Origin of the sequence: Streptomyces sp. ADI95-17 (genome assembly GCF_003846175.1) — a bacterium.
Classification (GTDB): domain Bacteria; phylum Actinomycetota; class Actinomycetes; order Streptomycetales; family Streptomycetaceae; genus Streptomyces; species Streptomyces sanglieri.
This window is the reverse complement of the sequence record NZ_ML123050.1, coordinates 700976-718383: the sequence shown is the minus strand read 5'-3', so window position 1 is coordinate 718383 and position 17408 is coordinate 700976. Positions and strand designations below refer to the sequence as shown.

15 protein-coding genes are annotated in these 17408 nt (G+C 69.6%); 11 read left to right on the top strand and 4 right to left on the bottom strand.

Annotated elements, in window-relative coordinates; genetic code table 11:
* Positions 1-375: 375 nt before the first annotated feature.
* The gene (locus EES42_RS47400; protein ID WP_277426157.1) at positions 376-498 is read right to left on the bottom strand and encodes a hypothetical protein; all 123 of its coding nucleotides are present in this window, start codon (positions 496-498) and stop codon (positions 376-378) included.
* Here EES42_RS47400 and EES42_RS33990 point away from each other — a divergent pair.
* Entirely contained in the window at positions 488-1393 is a 906-nt protein-coding gene (locus EES42_RS33990) for a helix-turn-helix domain-containing protein (protein WP_241196761.1), read from the top strand. The two genes, EES42_RS47400 and EES42_RS33990, sit on opposite strands and share 11 nt — an antisense overlap.
* 1099 nt (positions 1394-2492) lie before the next feature.
* Here the strand turns inward: EES42_RS33990 and EES42_RS33980 are convergent.
* Genes EES42_RS33980 through EES42_RS33970 form a run of 3 tightly spaced genes read right to left on the bottom strand, consistent with a single transcriptional unit; the run spans position 2493 to position 5340 of the window.
* Positions 2493-3266, bottom strand: coding sequence for an ABC transporter ATP-binding protein (locus tag EES42_RS33980; protein ID WP_124722044.1), 774 nt, complete (start codon positions 3264-3266; stop codon positions 2493-2495).
* A complete protein-coding gene (locus EES42_RS33975; RefSeq protein WP_124722043.1) occupies positions 3263-4228 on the bottom strand; it encodes a FecCD family ABC transporter permease in 966 nt (321 codons plus the stop codon). The genes EES42_RS33980 and EES42_RS33975 overlap by 4 nt, the downstream gene beginning before the upstream one ends.
* A 56-nt stretch (positions 4229-4284) precedes the next feature.
* Positions 4285-5340, bottom strand: a complete 1056-nt coding sequence (locus EES42_RS33970) for an ABC transporter substrate-binding protein (protein WP_124722042.1) — start codon at positions 5338-5340, stop codon at positions 4285-4287.
* A 257-nt stretch (positions 5341-5597) separates the two neighbouring features.
* Here EES42_RS33970 and EES42_RS33965 point away from each other — a divergent pair, with 257 nt between their 5' ends.
* The 10 genes from EES42_RS33965 (at position 5598) to EES42_RS33920 (ending at position 16486) form a co-directional block, all read left to right on the top strand.
* Entirely contained in the window at positions 5598-7097 is a 1500-nt protein-coding gene (locus EES42_RS33965) for a PepSY-associated TM helix domain-containing protein (RefSeq protein ID WP_124722041.1), read from the top strand.
* Entirely contained in the window at positions 7094-7753 is a 660-nt protein-coding gene (locus EES42_RS33960; protein WP_124722040.1) for a DUF5134 domain-containing protein, read from the top strand. The genes EES42_RS33965 and EES42_RS33960 overlap by 4 nt, the downstream gene beginning before the upstream one ends.
* A 205-nt stretch (positions 7754-7958) precedes the next feature.
* Entirely contained in the window at positions 7959-8174 is a 216-nt protein-coding gene (locus EES42_RS33955) for a hypothetical protein (protein WP_124722039.1), read from the top strand.
* Positions 8174-10468 (top strand): heavy metal translocating P-type ATPase, encoded by a 2295-nt coding sequence (locus EES42_RS33950; protein WP_124722038.1) that lies wholly within the window; start codon positions 8174-8176, stop codon positions 10466-10468. The genes EES42_RS33955 and EES42_RS33950 overlap by 1 nt, the downstream gene beginning before the upstream one ends.
* Complete coding sequence (locus tag EES42_RS33945; protein WP_241196760.1) at positions 10468-10986, top strand: copper chaperone PCu(A)C; 519 nt, start codon at positions 10468-10470, stop codon at positions 10984-10986. The genes EES42_RS33950 and EES42_RS33945 overlap by 1 nt, the downstream gene beginning before the upstream one ends.
* 136 nt (positions 10987-11122) lie before the next feature.
* Positions 11123-11878, top strand: a complete 756-nt coding sequence (locus tag EES42_RS33940; protein ID WP_124722037.1) for a hypothetical protein — start codon at positions 11123-11125, stop codon at positions 11876-11878.
* A gap of 254 nt (positions 11879-12132) precedes the next feature.
* Complete coding sequence (locus tag EES42_RS33935) at positions 12133-12765, top strand: sigma-70 family RNA polymerase sigma factor (RefSeq protein ID WP_124722036.1); 633 nt, start codon at positions 12133-12135, stop codon at positions 12763-12765.
* Positions 12766-12978: 213 nt separating this feature from the next.
* The gene (locus tag EES42_RS45150; RefSeq protein ID WP_164495421.1) at positions 12979-13212 is read left to right on the top strand and encodes a hypothetical protein; all 234 of its coding nucleotides are present in this window, start codon (positions 12979-12981) and stop codon (positions 13210-13212) included.
* A gap of 996 nt (positions 13213-14208) precedes the next feature.
* Positions 14209-14943, top strand: coding sequence for a hypothetical protein (locus tag EES42_RS33925; protein ID WP_124722035.1), 735 nt, complete (start codon positions 14209-14211; stop codon positions 14941-14943).
* Positions 14944-15271: 328 nt separating this feature from the next.
* Positions 15272-16486 carry an IS110 family RNA-guided transposase gene (locus tag EES42_RS33920; RefSeq protein ID WP_124722034.1) on the top strand — a complete coding sequence of 405 codons (1215 nt, stop codon included), beginning with the start codon at positions 15272-15274 and terminating at the stop codon, positions 16484-16486.
* The last annotated feature ends 922 nt before the right edge of the window (positions 16487-17408 follow it).

The following is a 17408-nucleotide window of genomic DNA, read 5'->3' as shown; positions in this document are numbered from 1 at the left end:
CACTCCAGCTGTAGATCGTGATCTTGCTGCTTGGCAGGCGTCAGGTGCGGTCACCCATCCAAGCGAGTCGAGACCGAGGGCTTGATCACGCCCAGTTCAATGAGCGGGTCAAGCCGGTGGTCGGAGTGCACGCTGTTCCGCGAAGCCCGATGGCGCCGGAGCGTCTCAGCCGGCAGGCCATCGCGTCCCTATCCCCGGATCCCCGCGTTCCGCCTGGGCCGGCGGGAACGGGCAGCAGCCGATCGAACGCTCGCCACCACGGTTCCAGCGACAAGGTGCACAGCTTCTCGGCCTGAGAGGTTGCCAGACTGACCGGCGAGCCGCTCGCTTGTCGGCATTCGGGCAGCCGAAGATTGAGGCCTGTCATGTTCAGGATCAGGGGGGCGAGATGGCGGGCACATGGGCGGCGAGCGTCTCAACGAACAGCGTCAGCGCGCGCGGCGGCTTCGAATGGTGGTCGTCGATGGTCGCCGAAGCGGTCATTCCCGTGTCGATCACGTGCGAACGCGTCGACTCCTTCGTGGGGGAGGCGGCCTCGCTGCAGCTGCCCCGGACCCAGGTGTCAGCATTCCGCTTCTCCCCGATGTCAGCCTGCCGCACCCCGATCCACATCCGGCGGGCGGATCCCGAGTCCTACTTCCTCTTCCTGGTCCACGGCGGCCCGGTCGGGCTGGAGCAACGACGCAACAACATCCTGCTCAGGGCGGGCGACATGGCCCTGTTCGACACCTCGGTCCCTCTGGCTTGTGAGTTCCGGGACGGCAGACAGCCCCCTCGGCTCACCATGATCCGGCTGCCCAGAACCGCGATCCCGCTCCCCCTCGGTCGGACGGACGAACTGGTCGCTACACTTCTCCCCGCCCGGACCGGGTCGGGAGCGCTCCTCACGTCCTATCTCACCGGGCTGCGCGACCAGGCCGCGCACTGCGACGAGGCGGAACTGCTCCGCCTGGGGAGCGTGGGATTCGACCTGGCCACCGCGTTTCTGGCCACGCGGCTTGATGCCGCATCGGGGCTACCCGCAGACACCCGTCGCCAAGTCCTGCTGGCCCGCATCCACGCCTTCATCGACCACAACCTCAGCAATCCCCAACTCACGCCGGCACACATCGCAGCACACCACCACATTTCCGTCCGCGCCCTGCACCAACTGTTCCGTACGGAGGCGAGTACCGTCGCGGCCACAATCCGCCGGCGGCGCCTGGAGCGCTGCCAGGCGGACCTCACCGACCCCCGGCAACGCAGCCAGTCGATCAGTGCGCTGGCAGCGCGGTGGGGCTTCCTGATGCCGGCCGAGTTCAGCAGGGCATTTCGGTCAGCCCATGGCATGACTCCCACGGAATTCCGCCACGAGGCCACACGGCAGGCCCGGACTGCGCCAGGACACAAGTGACGCTGCGCTGATTCCCAATTGCCCGCGCGCCTCCCGTGTCACGGTGAGATCGCACGGTTCAGCCCATGGCATGGGCATGCCTGTCCCGTGCATTGCGCGGTGCTCCCGCGCGAATTCCTGCTCCCATGGAGGGAAAATGAAACGCTATTCGGTACCAGCGGCTGGACTGCTGCTCGTCCTGGTCGGAGCCTCCGCTGCCGTAGCCGCACCGGCGAGTGCCATGCCCGTCGAGTCCGCGGCCTCGGCAACTATGGCGCAGCCGCGACAGGTGCCTGACGGGCCGGTACTGGTGACTCAGGGCGGCAACGGAGCGCCTTCGATCAAGCACTCGAACTACTGCAACAACTTCGTCAACTACGGCACGTCGTGGAGAGCGGACTGCAACGTCGACTACGGAAGTTCCGGATCGTGGACCCAGTGCTCGGACGGTACCGAAACATGGGGTCCGCTGGTCGGCCCGGGCTACTGGGTCTTCAGCGGTGACTGCTCCGGTCACGGCAGCGTGCGGGACTGGGGAGTTTACGACGGTTAGCGATCCCGCGTGGGAACTCCTCCCGTTCCTGCCCGTCACGGCTGCACCGTAGGAATCGCGGCAGGCCTGCGCAACTGCGGCGAACGCGGACCCTTGTCGATATCGGCGTAGCCGAAGATCTCGCGGCGCCTGCCGACCAGCCGGAGTCTTCTTCACGGCCGGTCGAGGAAGTGCACCGAGAGCCGACCTCCGACGAAGGCGCCGGCGACCGGAATGCGGCGGTGCCCTCAGCCACGCGTGGCTGAGGGCACCGCCGGCCGAGCTCGGAGTGGACCGATCCGCAAGAGCAGCTCAGCAAGTCCGTTTTCCCACAGGTCCGTTGGTGTATCACTCATGCGAGCGGGCTGCCCGGAACGTTGCCACTACAAGCAGCGCGGCCACACGTTCGTGGGACGACCCCCGCAAAGACCGCCCCACCCCCGTCCCAGCCCGTTACACTCTCCACACCCAAGCCGTTGACCAGCGCTAATGAAGAAGTCCGGCTGGAGTACTAGCCCCCTCGACGCCCGCCCGGTTGCGGCGGTGGCCGCGCAGCCTGGCCGGAGGCTTCGCTGATCGCGAAAACCCTCATGGGGCAAGCGGGTCCGCCTCGTACGTGATCCGGCTGACGCCGTCCGGATGCCGTTCGGCGCGGGCGTGGACCCCGAAGACCTCGTGAAGGAGGCGCGGGGTGAGGGCGTCGAGGACTGGGCCTGCGGCGACTGCACGGCCGTGGTGGAGGACGACGAGGCGGTCGCAGAAGCGGGCGGCAAGGTCGAGGTCGTGCAGTACGGCGAGGGTCGTGACGCCGGTCTGCCGGATCAGTCCGAGGAGTTCGAACCGGGCGCGGATGTCGAGATGGTTGGTCAGTTCGTCCAGCACGAGGAGCTCCGGGGCCTGGGCGAGGGCTCGGGCGAGCAGGACGCGCTGGCGCTCACCGCCGGAGAGCGAGGAGAGGTCGCGGTCGGCGAGCGGCGCGATGCCGCAGTTCTCCATCGCCTCGGCGACGGCGCGCCGGTCGCCCTCGCCGTCGCGGCCCAGTACCCCGTGGTGCGGGGTACGGCCGAGCGCGACCGTCTCGGCGACGGTGAGGCCGCCCGCGCCCGCCCCTTCCTGGAGAACGGCGGCGGTGTGCCGGGCGGCGGCCCGGGAGGAGAGCCGCCACACGTCCCGTCCGCCGACCTCGACGACCCCTGCGGCGGGGCGCAGTGAACGGTAGACGGCCCGCAGCAGGGTGGACTTGCCGCTTCCGTTGGGGCCGACGAGGCCCACGATCTGGCCCGGTGACACGTCGAGTCCGACGTTGTGCAGGACCGGTTTTGCGCCGAGGGTGATGTCGAGTCCGTCCACGGTCAGTCTCATGCGGCGTCGAGCCCCTTGTTGCGGCGCAGCAGCCAGAGGAAGAACGGTGCGCCGAGGAGTGCGGTGAGGATGCCCAAGGGCAGTTCGTTGGGCCGGTTGACGGTACGGGAGAGCAGGTCGACCAGTACGAGGTAGACGGCCCCGAGGAGTGCGCTCAGAGGAAGCAGCCTGCGGTGGTCCGCGCCGAGGGCGAGCCGTACCAGGTGCGGAATCATCAGGCCGACGAAGCCGATGCCGCCCGCGACGGCGATGACGGTCCCGGTGAGAAGTGCGGCCACCACCAGCAGCACCGCACGGGTGCGGTGCACGTCCACACCGAGAGACGTCGCCGACTCGTCCCCGGCGAGCAGTGCGTTCATGCGCCGCCCGAAGGAGGCGAGAAGCGCCGTCCCGATGGCTACCACTGCGGTGACAGCAGGCAGTTGGCTCCAGCGGGCCCCGGAGACGCTGCCCAGCATCCAGAACATGACGCCGCGCAACTCCGTCGGTGTGGACCGCAGTTGCACGAAGCTCGTTGCCGAGAGCAGCACATAGCCGACCGCTACCCCGGCGAGGACGAGCCGCGTGGGCGCGAGCCGCCCCCTGCGTTGTCCGAGCGCGAAGACCAGCAGCCCCGCCAGGAGGGCGCCCACGAACGCCGCTCCGGAAACGCCGAGTCCGCCGAGTCCCGCCCCGCCGAGTGTGATCACGAGGACCGCGCCCAGCGACGCCCCGTGCGAGAAGCCGAGCACCGTGGGATCGGCGAGCGGGTTGGAGACCAGGGTCTGGAGGACGGCGCCGGCGACGGCGAGTCCCGCCCCCACGACCGCGGCGAGGACCACACGCGGGGTGCGGAACTGCCAGACGATCTGGTCGAGAGCGATGTCGTCCACGGCCCCCCGGCCGGTGGCGTGGTGGACGAGGACCGTCCACACGTCACCGGCCGGCACGTTGACCGCGCCGATGCCGACGGCGAGGACCATCGAGACCAGCAGTGCGACGGTGAGTACGAGGGCGCAGACATAGAGCGGGAGTCGGCTCAGAAGGCGTCGGGGTGCAGCATCCTGGCGATCTTCTCGACCGCCATGTCGTTGCTGGGGCCGAGGTACATCGAGTCGGACAGGACCACGAACTTGTTCTTCTTGGCTGCGGGCCACTGGGGGAACTCCTTGAGCAGCTTCTTCGCGTACGTGGTCGGGTCGGGGTCGTTGTAGCTGACGACCACAAGAGCGTCCACGTCGGTGGCGGCGACCTTCTCCTTGCTGAGGTCGGCGAAGGAGGTCTTCGACGCGCTCGCGAAGGCGTTGCTGCCGCCGGCCTTGGCGAGGATGTCGTTGTAGATGCCGTGGGCGGCGACGGAACTGAAGTCGTTTCCGCCCATGGTCATGTTGGAGAAGATGACCATGACCTTCGGCTTCTTCGCGTCACCGACCTTGTTTGCCACGTTGGCGACGTTCTGCCGTTCGGTGGCGACGAGCTTCTCCGCCTTCTCCTCGACGCCGAAGACCTTGCCCATGTCGCGCAGCAGCGTGTAGCTGTCGTCGATCGTCATGTTCAGGTTGTCCTGTCCGCAGCCCTCGGGCGAGATGTAGGTGCGCGCCCCGACCGCCTTGAGCTGCTCGCGGGTGGCGAAGCCGTTCTTGGCGTCGAAACCATAGGAGGTGGTGGAGAGTACGAAGTCGGGCCGCAGGCTGATCATGGCCTCGCGCGGGATGTCGAAGGCGTCGTTCGGCTTCACCCCGCCCGTGGGCAGGTCCTTGATCTCCTCGGCGCGACCGGGGACTTCGGACATGCCGTACGTCTGCTGGTTGGAGACGATCCGGTCGCCCTGGCCGAGGGCGAGCAGCGTGGACACCTCGGCGACCGAGGCCCCGTTCATCACGACGACCCGGCCGGGGGCCTTGTCGAACGTCTGATCGCGTCCGCAGTTCTTGAGAGTGACGGGGTACGTGCCCTGCGCGGCGGGAGGCGCCTTGTCGGCGGAGCCCGCTTTCCCGCCGTCCGTGCCGGAGCCGGAGTCCGCTTCGGAACAGCCGGCGGCGGCGAGGCACAGGAGGGTGGCGAGGGCGATGGCTGCCGGCCTGGGTGTCGGCATGGGAGTTCTCCTCGGTGATCAAGTGAGGCACCTTGAGGCGCTGTTGCAGGAGTCGGGCGCAGGGGCGGAGAAGTTCCCGGCGATCGGGACGTGCCATGCGGTGACGGCGATGGCCAGGCCCGTCCGGGCGCGCAGCGGCACCCCACACCCTCTGTGACCTATATGACGCCATGCGTGCGGGAACTCACGCCCCTCTCGCTCCGACTCCTGTACGTGCACCTCACCGTCCCCACCGGTCCACGCATGAGGAAGAGTCGATGACCGAGACCACGCCTGCCGCGCCACCACCGCTCCGGCAACACCAGACCGAGGAGGCCACCCCGCCCGAGGACTTCGCCACGCCCACGCCGAGGAACGGCGGCGGCGCCTGGAGCGGGCTGCGGCCCCTCCTGCTGCGCCTGCACTTCTACGCGGGCGTCCTCATCGGCCCGTTCCTGCTCGTCGCCGCCGTGACCGGACTGCTCTACACGGCGACCCCACAGATCGAGCCCGTCGTCTACCGCCACGAGTTGAAGGTCACCCCGCACGGCGAGCCGAAACCGCTCGCAGTTCAGGTGGAATCCGCCCGCGAGGCGATACCCAGCGGGCAGCTCGTCTCCGTCACCAAGGGCGCGGGCGACAGCGACACGACCCGGGTCACCTTCAACGTCAAGGGACTGCCCGACGGCTACACACAGACCGCCTTCGTCAATCCGTACGACGCGGAGGTGCGCGGCACACTGCGCACCTTCGGCGAGTGGCTGCCCGTGCGGGCCTGGTTCGACAGCCTGCACCGCACCCTGCACCTCGGCGAATTCGGCCGCAACTACAGCGAGATCGCCGCGAGCTGGCTGTGGGTCGAGGTACTGGGCGGGCTCGCCCTGTGGCTCGCGGCGCCGCGCGGCCGGGAGCGGCTGCGCAAGCTGTTCGTGCCGCGCCGGGGCCCGAAGGGACGCAAGCGAACACTGTCTTGGCACGGGGCCGTGGGATTGTGGGTGTCGGCAGGTTTCCTCGCGCTCTCGGCAACCGGGCTGACCTGGTCGGCGCACGCGGGCGTGAACATCGGCAAGATCCAGGACTCGCTGGGCGGGGCGACGCCCTCCGTCTCCTCGGCCCTCGGTCACGGCACGCAGGGCAGCGGCTCGGCAGGTGCGGACTCAGCTCAACCCTCTGCCGGCTCCTCCGCCACGCGGATCGATCTCGACGAGGCCGTCCGCATCGCCCGCTCCGAGGGTCTGCGCGGCAAGCTCGTCATCAGCCCGCCCGCGGACAACAAGAGCGCGTACATCGTCAAGGAGAACACGCGGCACTGGCCGGAGCAGCAGGACTCGGTCGCGATCGACCCGGCCACCGGCAAGGTCATGGACAAGCTGGTCTTCGACGACTTCCCCGTCCTCGCCAAGCTCACACGCTGGGGCATCGACGCCCACATGGGACTGCTCTTCGGTCTCGCCAACCAGATCGCTCTCGCGGTCATCGCCCTCGCGCTCGTCGGAATGCTCTTCTGGGGCTACCGCATGTGGTGGCTGCGCAGGCCCACCCGGGCGGGCGGGACGCGGTTCGGCCGCCCGCCGGCGCGGGGAGCCTGGCGCCGAGTGCCGGGCAGGGTCATGGCACCGCTCGCCGTCGTGACCGCCCTACTCGCCTACTACCTGCCGCTGTTCGGACTTCCCCTGGCCTGCTTCCTCCTCGGAGACCTGGCAGTCGCGCAGGTACGCCGACGCCGACGCACGCGCACCGAGGCGCGAGCCGAGACACCGAAGGAGATGGCCCGATGATCGCCGCCACCGGGCTGCGCTGGATTCTGACGCTGCTCTTCTGCGCACTCGCCGCCTACGGTCTGTGGCGCGCCTTCGCGGCCCGCTCCCACCCGTGGACCGCACGGCTCGCGCACGGTCTGCACGCGGTGATGGCCCTCGCCATGTTCGCGATGGCCTGGTCCTGGGGCATGGACCTGCCCGGCACGCCACAGGTGGTCTTCTTCTCCGCCGCCGCGGCCTGGTTCGTGCTGGCCGCCCTCGCGCTGCCGGACGGCCCCGAACCTCGGCTGCGAGCCCTTGCGAGCACACTGCCGCACGCCGTGATGACCGGCGCCATGGCGTGGATGGTCGCCGCGATGTCGTCGGGCATGTCCATGGGAGCGATGGACGCGGGCCAGGCGCACGGCATGCCCGGGATGGACATGTCGTCCCCGGGAGCACTCGCGACGATGACGCTCAGCGGCACCGGTGACCGCTGGACCGCGGGCCTGCTCGCGCTCGTGCTGCTGGCCCTCGCACTGTGGTGGCTCGCGAAGGGCTTCGACACGGGCCGCCTCGCGCCCCGGGCAACGGGCGGCGCGGTCGCGGGCGGCGCAGTACACGCCGCTCGGGACGTGGGCTGTCACGGGCTGATGGCGCTGGGCATGGCGGTGATGTTCGTCGTGATGGCGTGAGTCGTTGGGGTTCGATGCCGGCTGAACGGTCCTCGGGCTCGTGGGATCCCCGGCGTCAGGCGTGCCCCGGAGCCGTGACGCTTCTGGGGCACGCGTGACACGTGCCCGATATGTGACGCACACCACCCGGGTGCTGGGGAACTCGCGGCCCGGGGCGGCCGACCTCTGGTGCGTACGACTCGCACTCTCGCCCGGAGCCTGCCTCATGGACCACTCTGTGACGACTTACACCCAACGGCGTTCCGCCCCTGCCCCGTACGCACTGCTCGGGGGGTTCCTGCTTCTGCTCGCCGCGCTCTTCGCCGTCTCGTACGGAGTGGGGCATCTCGCCGGGCCCGCCGCCCCCGACATGCGCGGGGTCCCGCACCCGGACGAAGAAGGCTCGCACGACATGGGTGGCATGAGTGGGATGGGCCACTGATGAGCCGGGAAACGGCCCCGCGCACCCTCGCCACGACGGATCTGATCGTCGGCGGCATGACGTGCGCGGCCTGCGTGCGCAGGGTCGAGAAGAAGCTCGGCGCACTGGAAGGTGTGCACGCCACCGTCAATCTCGCGACCGGTACCGCCCATGTCGAGCATCCGGCGGACCTCGGCACGGACGCGCTCGTCGCCGCCGTCGAACGAGGCGGGTACACCGCCCGTCTCCCCTCGCCGCCCGCGTCCGGCGAGGACCGGGAGGCCACGGCGACCGAGCCCGGTGTCCCGCAGCGGCTCCTGGTGACCGCGCTCCTCGCCCTCCCCGTCCTTGTCCTGTCGATGGCGCCCTCGCTCCAGTTCCGCAACTGGCAGTGGCTGTGCTTCGTACTCGCCGCACCCGTCGCCTGCTGGAGCGCGTGGCCCTTCCACGAGCGGGCCTGGCGAGGGGCGCGGCACGGCGCGGCGACGATGGACACGCTCGTCTCGCTGGGCGTCCTCGCCTCCTTCGGCTGGTCCTCGTACGCGCTCTTCCTCGGGGGCGCCGGCGCCCCCGGCATGCGGATGTCCTTCGCACTGCTGCCCACGGCGTCGGACGGGATGGCGCACGTCTATCTCGAAGCGGCGGTAGGTGTTCCGCTCTTCGTCCTCCTCGGCCGCCATCTGGAGTCCCGCGCCCGGCGCGGCACCTCGGCCGCCCTGCGTGCGCTCGCCGAGCTCGGCGTGAAGGAAGTGACGGTGCGGGACGGAGCCGTGGAGCGGACCATGCCGGCCGCGCGTCTCGCCGCGGGCCAGGTCTTCCTCGTACGGCCCGGGGAGCGCGTCGCGACGGACGGCGAGGTCGTGGAGGGCACGTCCGCCGTGGATCTGTCTCTCGTCACCGGTGAGACCCGGCCCATGGAGGTCGCGGCCGGCTCCGCCGTCACGGGTGGCTCGGTCAACGCGGGCGGGCTCCTGCTCGTACGCGCGACGGCCGTCGGCGCCGACACCCAGCTCGCCCGCATCACGGCCCTCGTCACCGAGGCCCAGGCCGGGAAGGCTCGCGCCCAGCGGCTCGCCGACACCGTGGCCGGGGTCTTCGTGCCTGTCGTGCTCGCCCTCGCCGTCACCGTGCTCGGCTTCTGGCTCGGCGCGGACGCGGATCCGCAGCCCGCCTTCACCGCCTGTGTCGCCGTCCTCGTCGTCGCCTGCCCCTGCGCACTCGGGCTCGCGACCCCCACCGCCCTCATGGCCGCCACCGGCCGAGGTGCCCAACTGGGCATCCTGATCAAGGGAGCCCAGGCCCTCGAAGCCCTCCGGCAGATCGACACCGTTGTGCTCGACAAGACCGGCACCCTCACCTCCGGCCACCTCACCGTCGCCGCCCTCACCACACGTACGGAAGGCCCCGGCGCGCAGGAGGTACTGCGGCTCGCGGCAACCGTCGAGACCGGCTCCGAGCATCCGCTCGGCCGGGCCCTCGTACGCCACGCCGAGCGCTCCCTCGGGGAAGGCGCCGTACGGCCGGGCGCACTCAGCGGCTTCGCCGCGACACCCGGAAACGGCGTACGCGGACACGTGGACGGGCGGCTCGTCGAGGTCGGTGTCCCCGAGGGCGAACTGCCCGAGGAACTGGGCGCGGCCCTGGCCACCGCTCTGCAAGCCGCCCACACCCCTGTCCTGGTCCGTGTCGACGGGCGGCCCGCCGCCGTCCTCGCGCTCGGCGACGTCGTACGCCCCGGCAGCTACCACGCCGTGGAGCGGCTCCGCCGCCTCGGCGTGCGCCCCGTCCTCGCCACCGGCGACCAGGAGGAGTCCGCGCGAGCCGTCGCCACCGCACTCGGCATCGACGAGACGTACGCCCGTTGCACCCCCGAGCGAAAAGCGCAGCTCGTCCGTACGTTGCGCGCCGAAGGGAAGAGGGTCGCGGTCGTCGGGGACGGCGTCAACGACGCGGCGGCGCTCGCCGGGGCCGACCTCGGCATTGCCATGGGCACCGGCACGGACGTCGCCATCGGCGCCGCCGATGTCACCCTCGTCCGCGACGACATCGAAGCCCTCGCCGACGCCGTACGCCTTGCCCGCCGCACTCTCGCCACCATTCGCGGCAACCTGCTGTGGGCCTTCGGCTACAACGTCGTCACCCTCCCACTCGCCATGGTGGGCCTGCTCAACCCGATGCTCGCCGCCGCCGCGATGTCCCTCAGTTCGGTCCTCGTCGTCCTCGGCAGCCTCCGCCTGCGCCACTGGCAGCCGACTCCTGCAGCAGCAGCAGCCGCCGCACGGCGCCGGCGCCCCTCACCGAGGGCGGCCTTCTGATGCCCGCTCTCTCCGCACTTCTGCGTACATCGTTCACCGCCGTCGGCGTTCCCGTCCTCGCCTGCGGCATCGCGCTCGCCGGGCTCGGTGCCTGGACGGCGAGCGGACGCGCCGGGAGCCCGCCTCACGTGGCCGTCACGAAGGCGTACGTCTACCAGCCGTTCGGCTCGACGCCGGAGACCGCCGCCTTCTTCACCCTCACCAACGACGGGGGCTCCGCCGACCGGCTCGTGCACATCGCCTCGACCGATACGGTCGCACCGCCCAGGCTGAGCGAACACCACATGACGTCTTCCGGGGGCGCCTACCGGCAGCCGGTGGACTCCGTCACGGTCCCGGCAGAGGACGGGCTCACCATGACCCCGCACGGAATCGACGTGACGGTACGGCCGAAGGGAACATGGCGGCCCGGCGAAGAGGTCTCCTTCACGCTCCGCTTCGCGCAGGGAAAGCCCCTGAAGATCCGGGCGGTGGTCGTGCGGCCCGGCGCGCAGACCGACCGCCTGCCTCGCCCGTAGCGCCGTGCACCGCACCATCGCCTTCTCCAGTCGCGTATGCCAGAACTCCGCCGCCGCATCCGCTTCTCCGATATGGGCGACAAGCCGGACACCCTGTCATGTTGCTCGGCTTCCCGCGATGGGAGGATGAGGCGCCATGGATGCGGGGCCGGTCGGACGCGCGGTGAGGGCGGCGATGTTCGCCGTCGTCTCGGTCACGCTCGCCGCGACCGGGCATGTCCTCATGTCCGAGGCCCCGATTCCCTTCTGGGTGCTCGCCGCCGGCTTCTTCGCGCTCGCGGTTCCCGGCTGGTGGTTCGCCGCCCGCGAGCGCGGCCCCTGGCTGGTCACGGTCCTCGCCGTCGCAACCCAGGGCGCGCTGCACAACGCCTTCGCCGCCGCGCAGCCCGCGCTCGGAGCCACCGGAGGCGCGGCTGCCGAGGCCGTCACCAGGGCGGGCACAGCGTCCACGGGCTCCATGAGCGGCATGGAGCACATGGCGGGCATGCACCACTCGCCCGCGAACGGCGCGATGGCGGGCATGGAGCACATGGCCGGCATGAGTCATGCGTCCTCCACGAGCCACATGGGCCACATGGGCATGAGCTCGATGACCCACGCCGGCCACGACATGGCCGGGATGTCGTCCACGGGCATGCTCGTCGCACACCTTCTCGCCGCCGTCATCTGCGGCGTGTGGCTGGCCCGAGGCGAACGCGCCGCCTTTCAGGTTCTGCGCGCGGTCGCAGGCTGGCTGCTCGCGCCTCTCCACCCCCCTCTCACAGCGCCGTTGCCCGTCCCGCGCCGCCGCTTGCGAGCTCGCCGGGGTCTGAGCGACCGGCCGACGCCGGGCCTGCGGTGTGCCCGAGCGCGGGACCGGCGCGGGCCGCCGGGGGTGTCCGCCGCGTTCTGAGGATGCGGCAGGCATTCCGGAGGACATAGGCCCCTGACCCACGACCGGTCGCCGACCGGCGCGCAGCCGTACCCGCGTGCAGGGGGAGTCCTCCGGCACACCCGGCCCCGAAAGGCCCGGGTGCCCCATTCACCGGAAACCCGGACCGTTCCGTACGCCGCCCCGCGCGCCGTAACCGCAGTCGCTGCACGCGCGAGTCCGCGCCGTGACCGGACTCCCGGGTGCCGGACCGATCCGTGAAGGACACCCTTGGCATGAACACCACCCTGCCCGCTCCGCGCGGGCCACAGCACGCCACCGCCGTCCCGCGAGACAGGACGGCCGAGGACACCGCCTCGACCGGCTGGGCGCTCGCCGCCCGTACCGGGGACCGTGAGGCCGCCGATGCCTTCGTCCGGGCCCTGCACCGCGACGTCGTGCGGTACGTGGCCCACCTGTCCGCCGATCCGCAGTCGGCCGAGGACCTCGCGCAGGACACGTTTCTGCGGGCGCTGCGCACGCTGCACCGCTTCGAGGGCCGCTCCTCGGCCCGCACTTGGCTCCTCACCATCGCCCGCCGCGCCGTCGTCGACGACTTCCGCAGGGCCGCCGCGCGCCCCCTGCTCGCCGACACCCACGACTGGCGTGCGAGCGTCGAGCGCGCCCAACCGACCGGGCTGCCCGGCTTCGAGGACGGCGTGGCGCTACAGGAGCTCCTGGCCGCGCTTCCCCACGACCGCCGCCAGGCGTTCGTGCTCACCCAGTTGCTCGGGTTCTCCTATGCGGAGGCCGCCCATGTGACGGGCTGCCCGATCGGCACCGTCCGCTCCCGGGTGGCCCGTGCGCGTACCGCCCTGACCGCGGAACTGGAGCGCGGCGAAGCGGAGACCGTGCCTCAGGCCGCGTGACGTATGCCGGGGCCGCACCTGTCCGGTGCGGCCCCGGCTCATACGCGCGTGAGGCGCGCCCCCTTGGGTAGTCGGCTCCGAACCGTCCGCAGTTCCCTGGTTACGCGGAGAGATGACGCACGCGTCGCGTCGGTCTGACAGCGCGCGTACGCGGGTATATCGGCCCCGTTCAAGGCCGCCGTGGAGAAGGTGGCCCCGGTGGAAGGTGCCCTGATGACCCTCGACGCACAAGTCCCCGACCTCACCTCCCTCGAACCCGTCGCCACGTTCTGCGGGAACTGCGACTGCGGCTGCCCCCAGCTCTTCGTGGATCCCTCCGCGAGCGAGGACCGCCGCATCGTCCTCACCGACGACTTCGGCCAGTGCGTCCAGATGAGCGCGACCCAGTTCGCCGACCTCGTCACCGAGGCGAAGGCCGGCAGGCTGGACGCGGTGACTCTCGCCTGAAGACCGACGCCGGGACCGGCCGCCCGCGCGATCCGGCGGTATTTGTGCCACTCGGGGCGGCGAACGGCGGTCAACATGGGTCGCAGGTGCCGGGCCGACGTCGCCGCGGACCGCAGCGCCATTTGTGCGTGAGCGATGTGTGAGCGAACGTTCCGGCGCAGCCCGGTTTTGTCGGGAACACGCGGCACTGCTTGGGCTGTCCGAAGAGGCTGTTCCGGATGAAGTAACAGGGTCCGGCACCACTCACCCCCACTGCCCAGGACTTGTAATGCGTAGGTCGTCGGTTCGAATCCGGCAGGGGGCTCGGAATGAGGCCAGGTCAGATATCGTCTGACCTGGCCTTTTCTGTCGCTCAGGCCGACGGTACGCCGATCGGAGGTGACAGTGGGCTGTTCGCACAGTGTGCCGAAGCACTTGGCGGCCGCGTAGGGAGCGACCGGCCAGAGGCAGTCGGCAACGGCAGAGGAACCGGCCCAGAAGAAGGCGGCGGGCAGGCCGTGCAGGTCGGCGTTGATGTCGAAGCGGCCAGGGGCGACTCGGACGCGCTCATGGTGACGAGTTCGACGCCGCGCAGGTCGCCTAAAGGGTCTCGTGGGCGAAGACTCGGCCATCGGCGTCCTCAACACGGCTACCCAGTATGCGAATTCCGTGATCTCTTGTCAGACATTGCCCCTACGCTGCCCTTCATCTGTGACATGAGGGGGAGAGTTGAGCAGCACCGCTCCATCACCGTGGCGGCATCCCGTGCTCCGGTTGCACCACCGCCGTGTCGAGAGGCATCTTGTTCCCGCCGTGGAGGCTGCGGCCGAGCTGGGCGTAGCCCTCAATGCGGAGACAGTCCGCCAAGCTCTGCGCTACCAGCGCTGGACCTTCCTCCGGAGGCTCCGTGGTTTTGCATACCTGTGTGTCGCGATAGCCGTCATGGGGGCAGCGCTCTACGTACCCGCCTGCACGCCGGGCGGACGCCTTACCCTCACGCCAGCTGAGTGTTCGTCCGTGTTTGCCTACTTCGACCTGGGCACTCCGTCCGTGTTCTTTGCGCTGCTCGGCACCGTCTTGGCAGGCATCTGGATCACCGCAGTGTGGAATGGGGAGTTCATTGCTAAGTGCTCCGAGCCCCTGTACCTCCTGCTCGACTTGCTGACCATGGCTGCTGCTGTGTTCGCCACGGAGGGGACTGACTACACGGATGCGGCGAAGCTCGCCAGCAAGACCACCTCCGAGCTTCGTCGGAAATTCTGGGAACTGCCGGGTCATCTGGCCAAGGAGTTCGGTTACGCGGGTGACATACGAGAGCAGATGGGGGACCATACCAAGCGCGTTCTCGAAGCGTTGGAGAGTGACGCGGTTGGCCTGGCTGCCAACCGTCGGGAGGCCGCTCGCATGCTCGGTCTTCACTTTGCCGAGGTAGTCGACAACCTGGCCGCTGGTCGCTTCACACACTTGCTGAGTGCTGCGGTGCTCCCCTCCTCCGAGCCTGATTCGGACCGGACCGCAGAGCGATACCTGGTATGGGCCTGTGCGAAGTCGGGGCTGCTTGCTATCGCGCTCGTCAGCGCTGGCGTTTGGTCAGGCCTGGGTGCAGGGGTGCTCGCCGTTGCTGTACCTGTCTTCATCCTTACGGCGTATTTGATGCTGCTTCACAGACACGGCCTTGTGGAGGCATCCCGGCTCATCCGTGAAGTGAAGGCGCACGTGCGCGGGGACAGCGAGGCCAATCCGGCACCGTGACCTGCAGCCAGGAGAAGCCCCAGCCTCTGGTCAGGGGGAGGTAGCCGCGTACTTCGGACACCTCCCCCGTTATCTTTTTCGTGGTCCTGCAATGGGGCCGTTGGCCTCCGGGCCCGGTATGACTGTGTCCCCTCTGTCGAAGTGATGACCTGGGGGGTGGTGTCGCCGGGTCCGTGGGGTGCCGTCGGAGACGCTGATGAGAGGTCCGGCCACCGCCTGGCCCGGTGCAATGCCGGGCAGCTCGCGGGCGGCAGGTCTGCATAACGTGGATGCGCGAGCACGGTGCCACCGCCGAGGCCGGCAAGGTCAACCACTTGGGAGGGGTGCGATGTTCGACACCGGCGATGTGGGCGTCTTCCTGGGCATGGACGTCGGCAAGAGTGCCCATCACGGCCACGGGCTGACCCCGGCCGGGAAGAAGGTCTTCGACAAGCCGATGCCCAACAGCGAACCGAAACTGCGGGCCGTCCTCGACAAGCTGACCGCGAAGTTCGGCACCGTGCTGGTGATTGTCGACCAGCCCGCCTCGATCGGTGCTCTGCCCCTGACCGTCGCCCGGGACGCGGGCTGCCAGGTCGCCTACCTGCCCGGACTCGCGATGCGGCGGATCGCCGATCTGTATCCCGGCGAGGCGAAGACCGACGCGAAGGACGCGGCGGTGATCGCGGACGCCGCCCGGACGATGCCCCACACCCTGCGCTCGCTGGAGCTGACCGACGAGATCACCGCCGAGCTCACCGTCCTGACCGGCTTCGACCAGGACCTCGCCGCGGAAGCCACCCGCACCAGCAACCGGATACGCGGCCTGCTCACCCAGTTCCACCCCAGCCTCGAGCGCGTCCTGGGCCCGCGACTGGACCACCGGGCCGTCACCTGGCTCCTCGAACGATACGGATCCCCGGACGCCCTGAGGAAAGCCGGCCGCCGCAGACTCGTCGAACTCATCCGGCCCAAGGCCCCGCGGATGGCACAGAGGCTGATCGACGACGTCTTCGACGCCCTCGACGAACAGACCGTCATCGTTCCCGGCACGGGCACCCTCGACATCGTGATCCCGTCCCTGGCCGCCTCGCTCGCAGCGGTCCACGACCAGCGCAGAGCGCTCGAAGCCCAGATCACCACCCTGTTGGAGGCCCACCCTCTTCACCCGGTCCTGACCTCGATGCCCGGAGTCGGAGTCAGGACCGCCGCCGTCCTGCTGGTCACGGTCGGCGACGGCACCGGGTTTCCCAGCGCAGCCCACCTCGCCTCCTACGCCGGCCTCGCCCCCACAACCAAGTCGTCCGGGACCTCGATCCACGGCGAACACGCACCACGAGGAGGAAACCGGCAGCTCAAACGCGCGATGTTCCTCTCCGCCTTCGCCTGCATGAACGCAGACCCCGCCTCCCGCACCTACTACGATCGCCAACGCGCCCACGGCAAGACCCACACCCAAGCACTCCTCCGCCTCGCCCGCCAACGCATCAGCGTCCTGTTCGCCATGCTCCGCGACGGCACCTTCTACGAGTCCAAAGCCCCCACCGCCATCCTGGCCGCATAACCACCCCAAAAGCCCGCACACCCGGCGCCACGTCCTTGACGAAGGACATAGAGGCACCCCCCCGCAGTATTTGCGCCGGGACCGGCTTTCCAGGCTGCCGTGCCCACGAACCGGAGGTCCCAGGGGCGAGGAGTATCGTCGGTCGCGCGTGAAGGCCGTCGCGGCCAGCTGGCCAGGATGGATCCTTCCCATCGCTGTCGATAGCTCAGAGGGCACACACTGGGCCTGCCCCCGCCACCGAAGCCGACGACGGACAACTCGTGAGGCGAATTCGGTGTTCCCTGTGAGGCATGTTGCGGCGGGGACTTTCACGTTTTCCCAGGGAGATTCCAGGGACTTTCCGCCGCGTATGTAGGGAAGGCCCTGACAGTGCTGAAAGGTAGAAAATCACTGACCAGAGCCTATGTGGCCGGCACTCGATGATGCTCACCGCGAGCCCGCCGCGCGCGGTCTCCTTGTACTTCACGTTCATGTGACCATCGGCATCGCTCTTCCAGCCATTGTCGGACCTCCGCTGGCGAGAACCGAAGCTGTTGGCCTACGCGGAAGCTCGGCAGTTCCTCCTTGAGATGGTTGTCGTACACCCAAGAGGTAGGTTTCCCGAGATAGGTGGCAAGCGCCTTGACGTCCCACATCGGCTCACTCACAGGCAATTCCTCTACGCTTGCTTCAGCTGCTCGCGAGGACGGTAGTCAGGAAAGACGGCCGCACCAAGCGGGCGGAGGTCTGCCGGACGACGAGGGCCCCGGAGTCAGCACCGATCCAGCGCGACGCGCCCGAACGGACCGGAACGGACGCCAGCGGAAGCCAGCACCGGGTCAGCACCAGCGCGTCTGCGCTCGATTTGCCTCGCGCGACCCGTGCCTCTGACCTGCATGTTTGTTTGGGAGGGTGTCGCGTGGTAAGCGGCGCCCTCCCATTT

Excerpts from the sequence above, each read along its gene's own strand:
- EES42_RS33940 (WP_124722037.1), top strand. The coding sequence starts at position 11,123 with ATGGATGCGGGGCCGGTCGGACGCGCGGTGAGGGCGGCGATGTTCGCC.
- EES42_RS33920 (WP_124722034.1), top strand. The coding sequence starts at position 15,272 with ATGTTCGACACCGGCGATGTGGGCGTCTTCCTGGGCATGGACGTCGGC.
- EES42_RS33970 (WP_124722042.1), bottom strand. The coding sequence starts at position 5,340 with ATGCCGACACCCAGGCCGGCAGCCATCGCCCTCGCCACCCTCCTGTGC.
- EES42_RS33965 (WP_124722041.1), top strand. The coding sequence starts at position 5,598 with ATGACCGAGACCACGCCTGCCGCGCCACCACCGCTCCGGCAACACCAG.
- EES42_RS33960 (WP_124722040.1), top strand. The coding sequence starts at position 7,094 with ATGATCGCCGCCACCGGGCTGCGCTGGATTCTGACGCTGCTCTTCTGC.
- EES42_RS33955 (WP_124722039.1), top strand. The coding sequence starts at position 7,959 with ATGGACCACTCTGTGACGACTTACACCCAACGGCGTTCCGCCCCTGCC.
- EES42_RS33935 (WP_124722036.1), top strand. The coding sequence starts at position 12,133 with ATGAACACCACCCTGCCCGCTCCGCGCGGGCCACAGCACGCCACCGCC.
- EES42_RS45150 (WP_164495421.1), top strand. The coding sequence starts at position 12,979 with ATGACCCTCGACGCACAAGTCCCCGACCTCACCTCCCTCGAACCCGTC.
- EES42_RS33950 (WP_124722038.1), top strand. The coding sequence starts at position 8,174 with ATGAGCCGGGAAACGGCCCCGCGCACCCTCGCCACGACGGATCTGATC.
- EES42_RS33945 (WP_241196760.1), top strand. The coding sequence starts at position 10,468 with ATGCCCGCTCTCTCCGCACTTCTGCGTACATCGTTCACCGCCGTCGGC.
- EES42_RS33975 (WP_124722043.1), bottom strand. The coding sequence starts at position 4,228 with ATGGTCCTCGCCGTCGGCATCGGCGCGGTCAACGTGCCGGCCGGTGAC.
- EES42_RS33980 (WP_124722044.1), bottom strand. The coding sequence starts at position 3,266 with ATGAGACTGACCGTGGACGGACTCGACATCACCCTCGGCGCAAAACCG.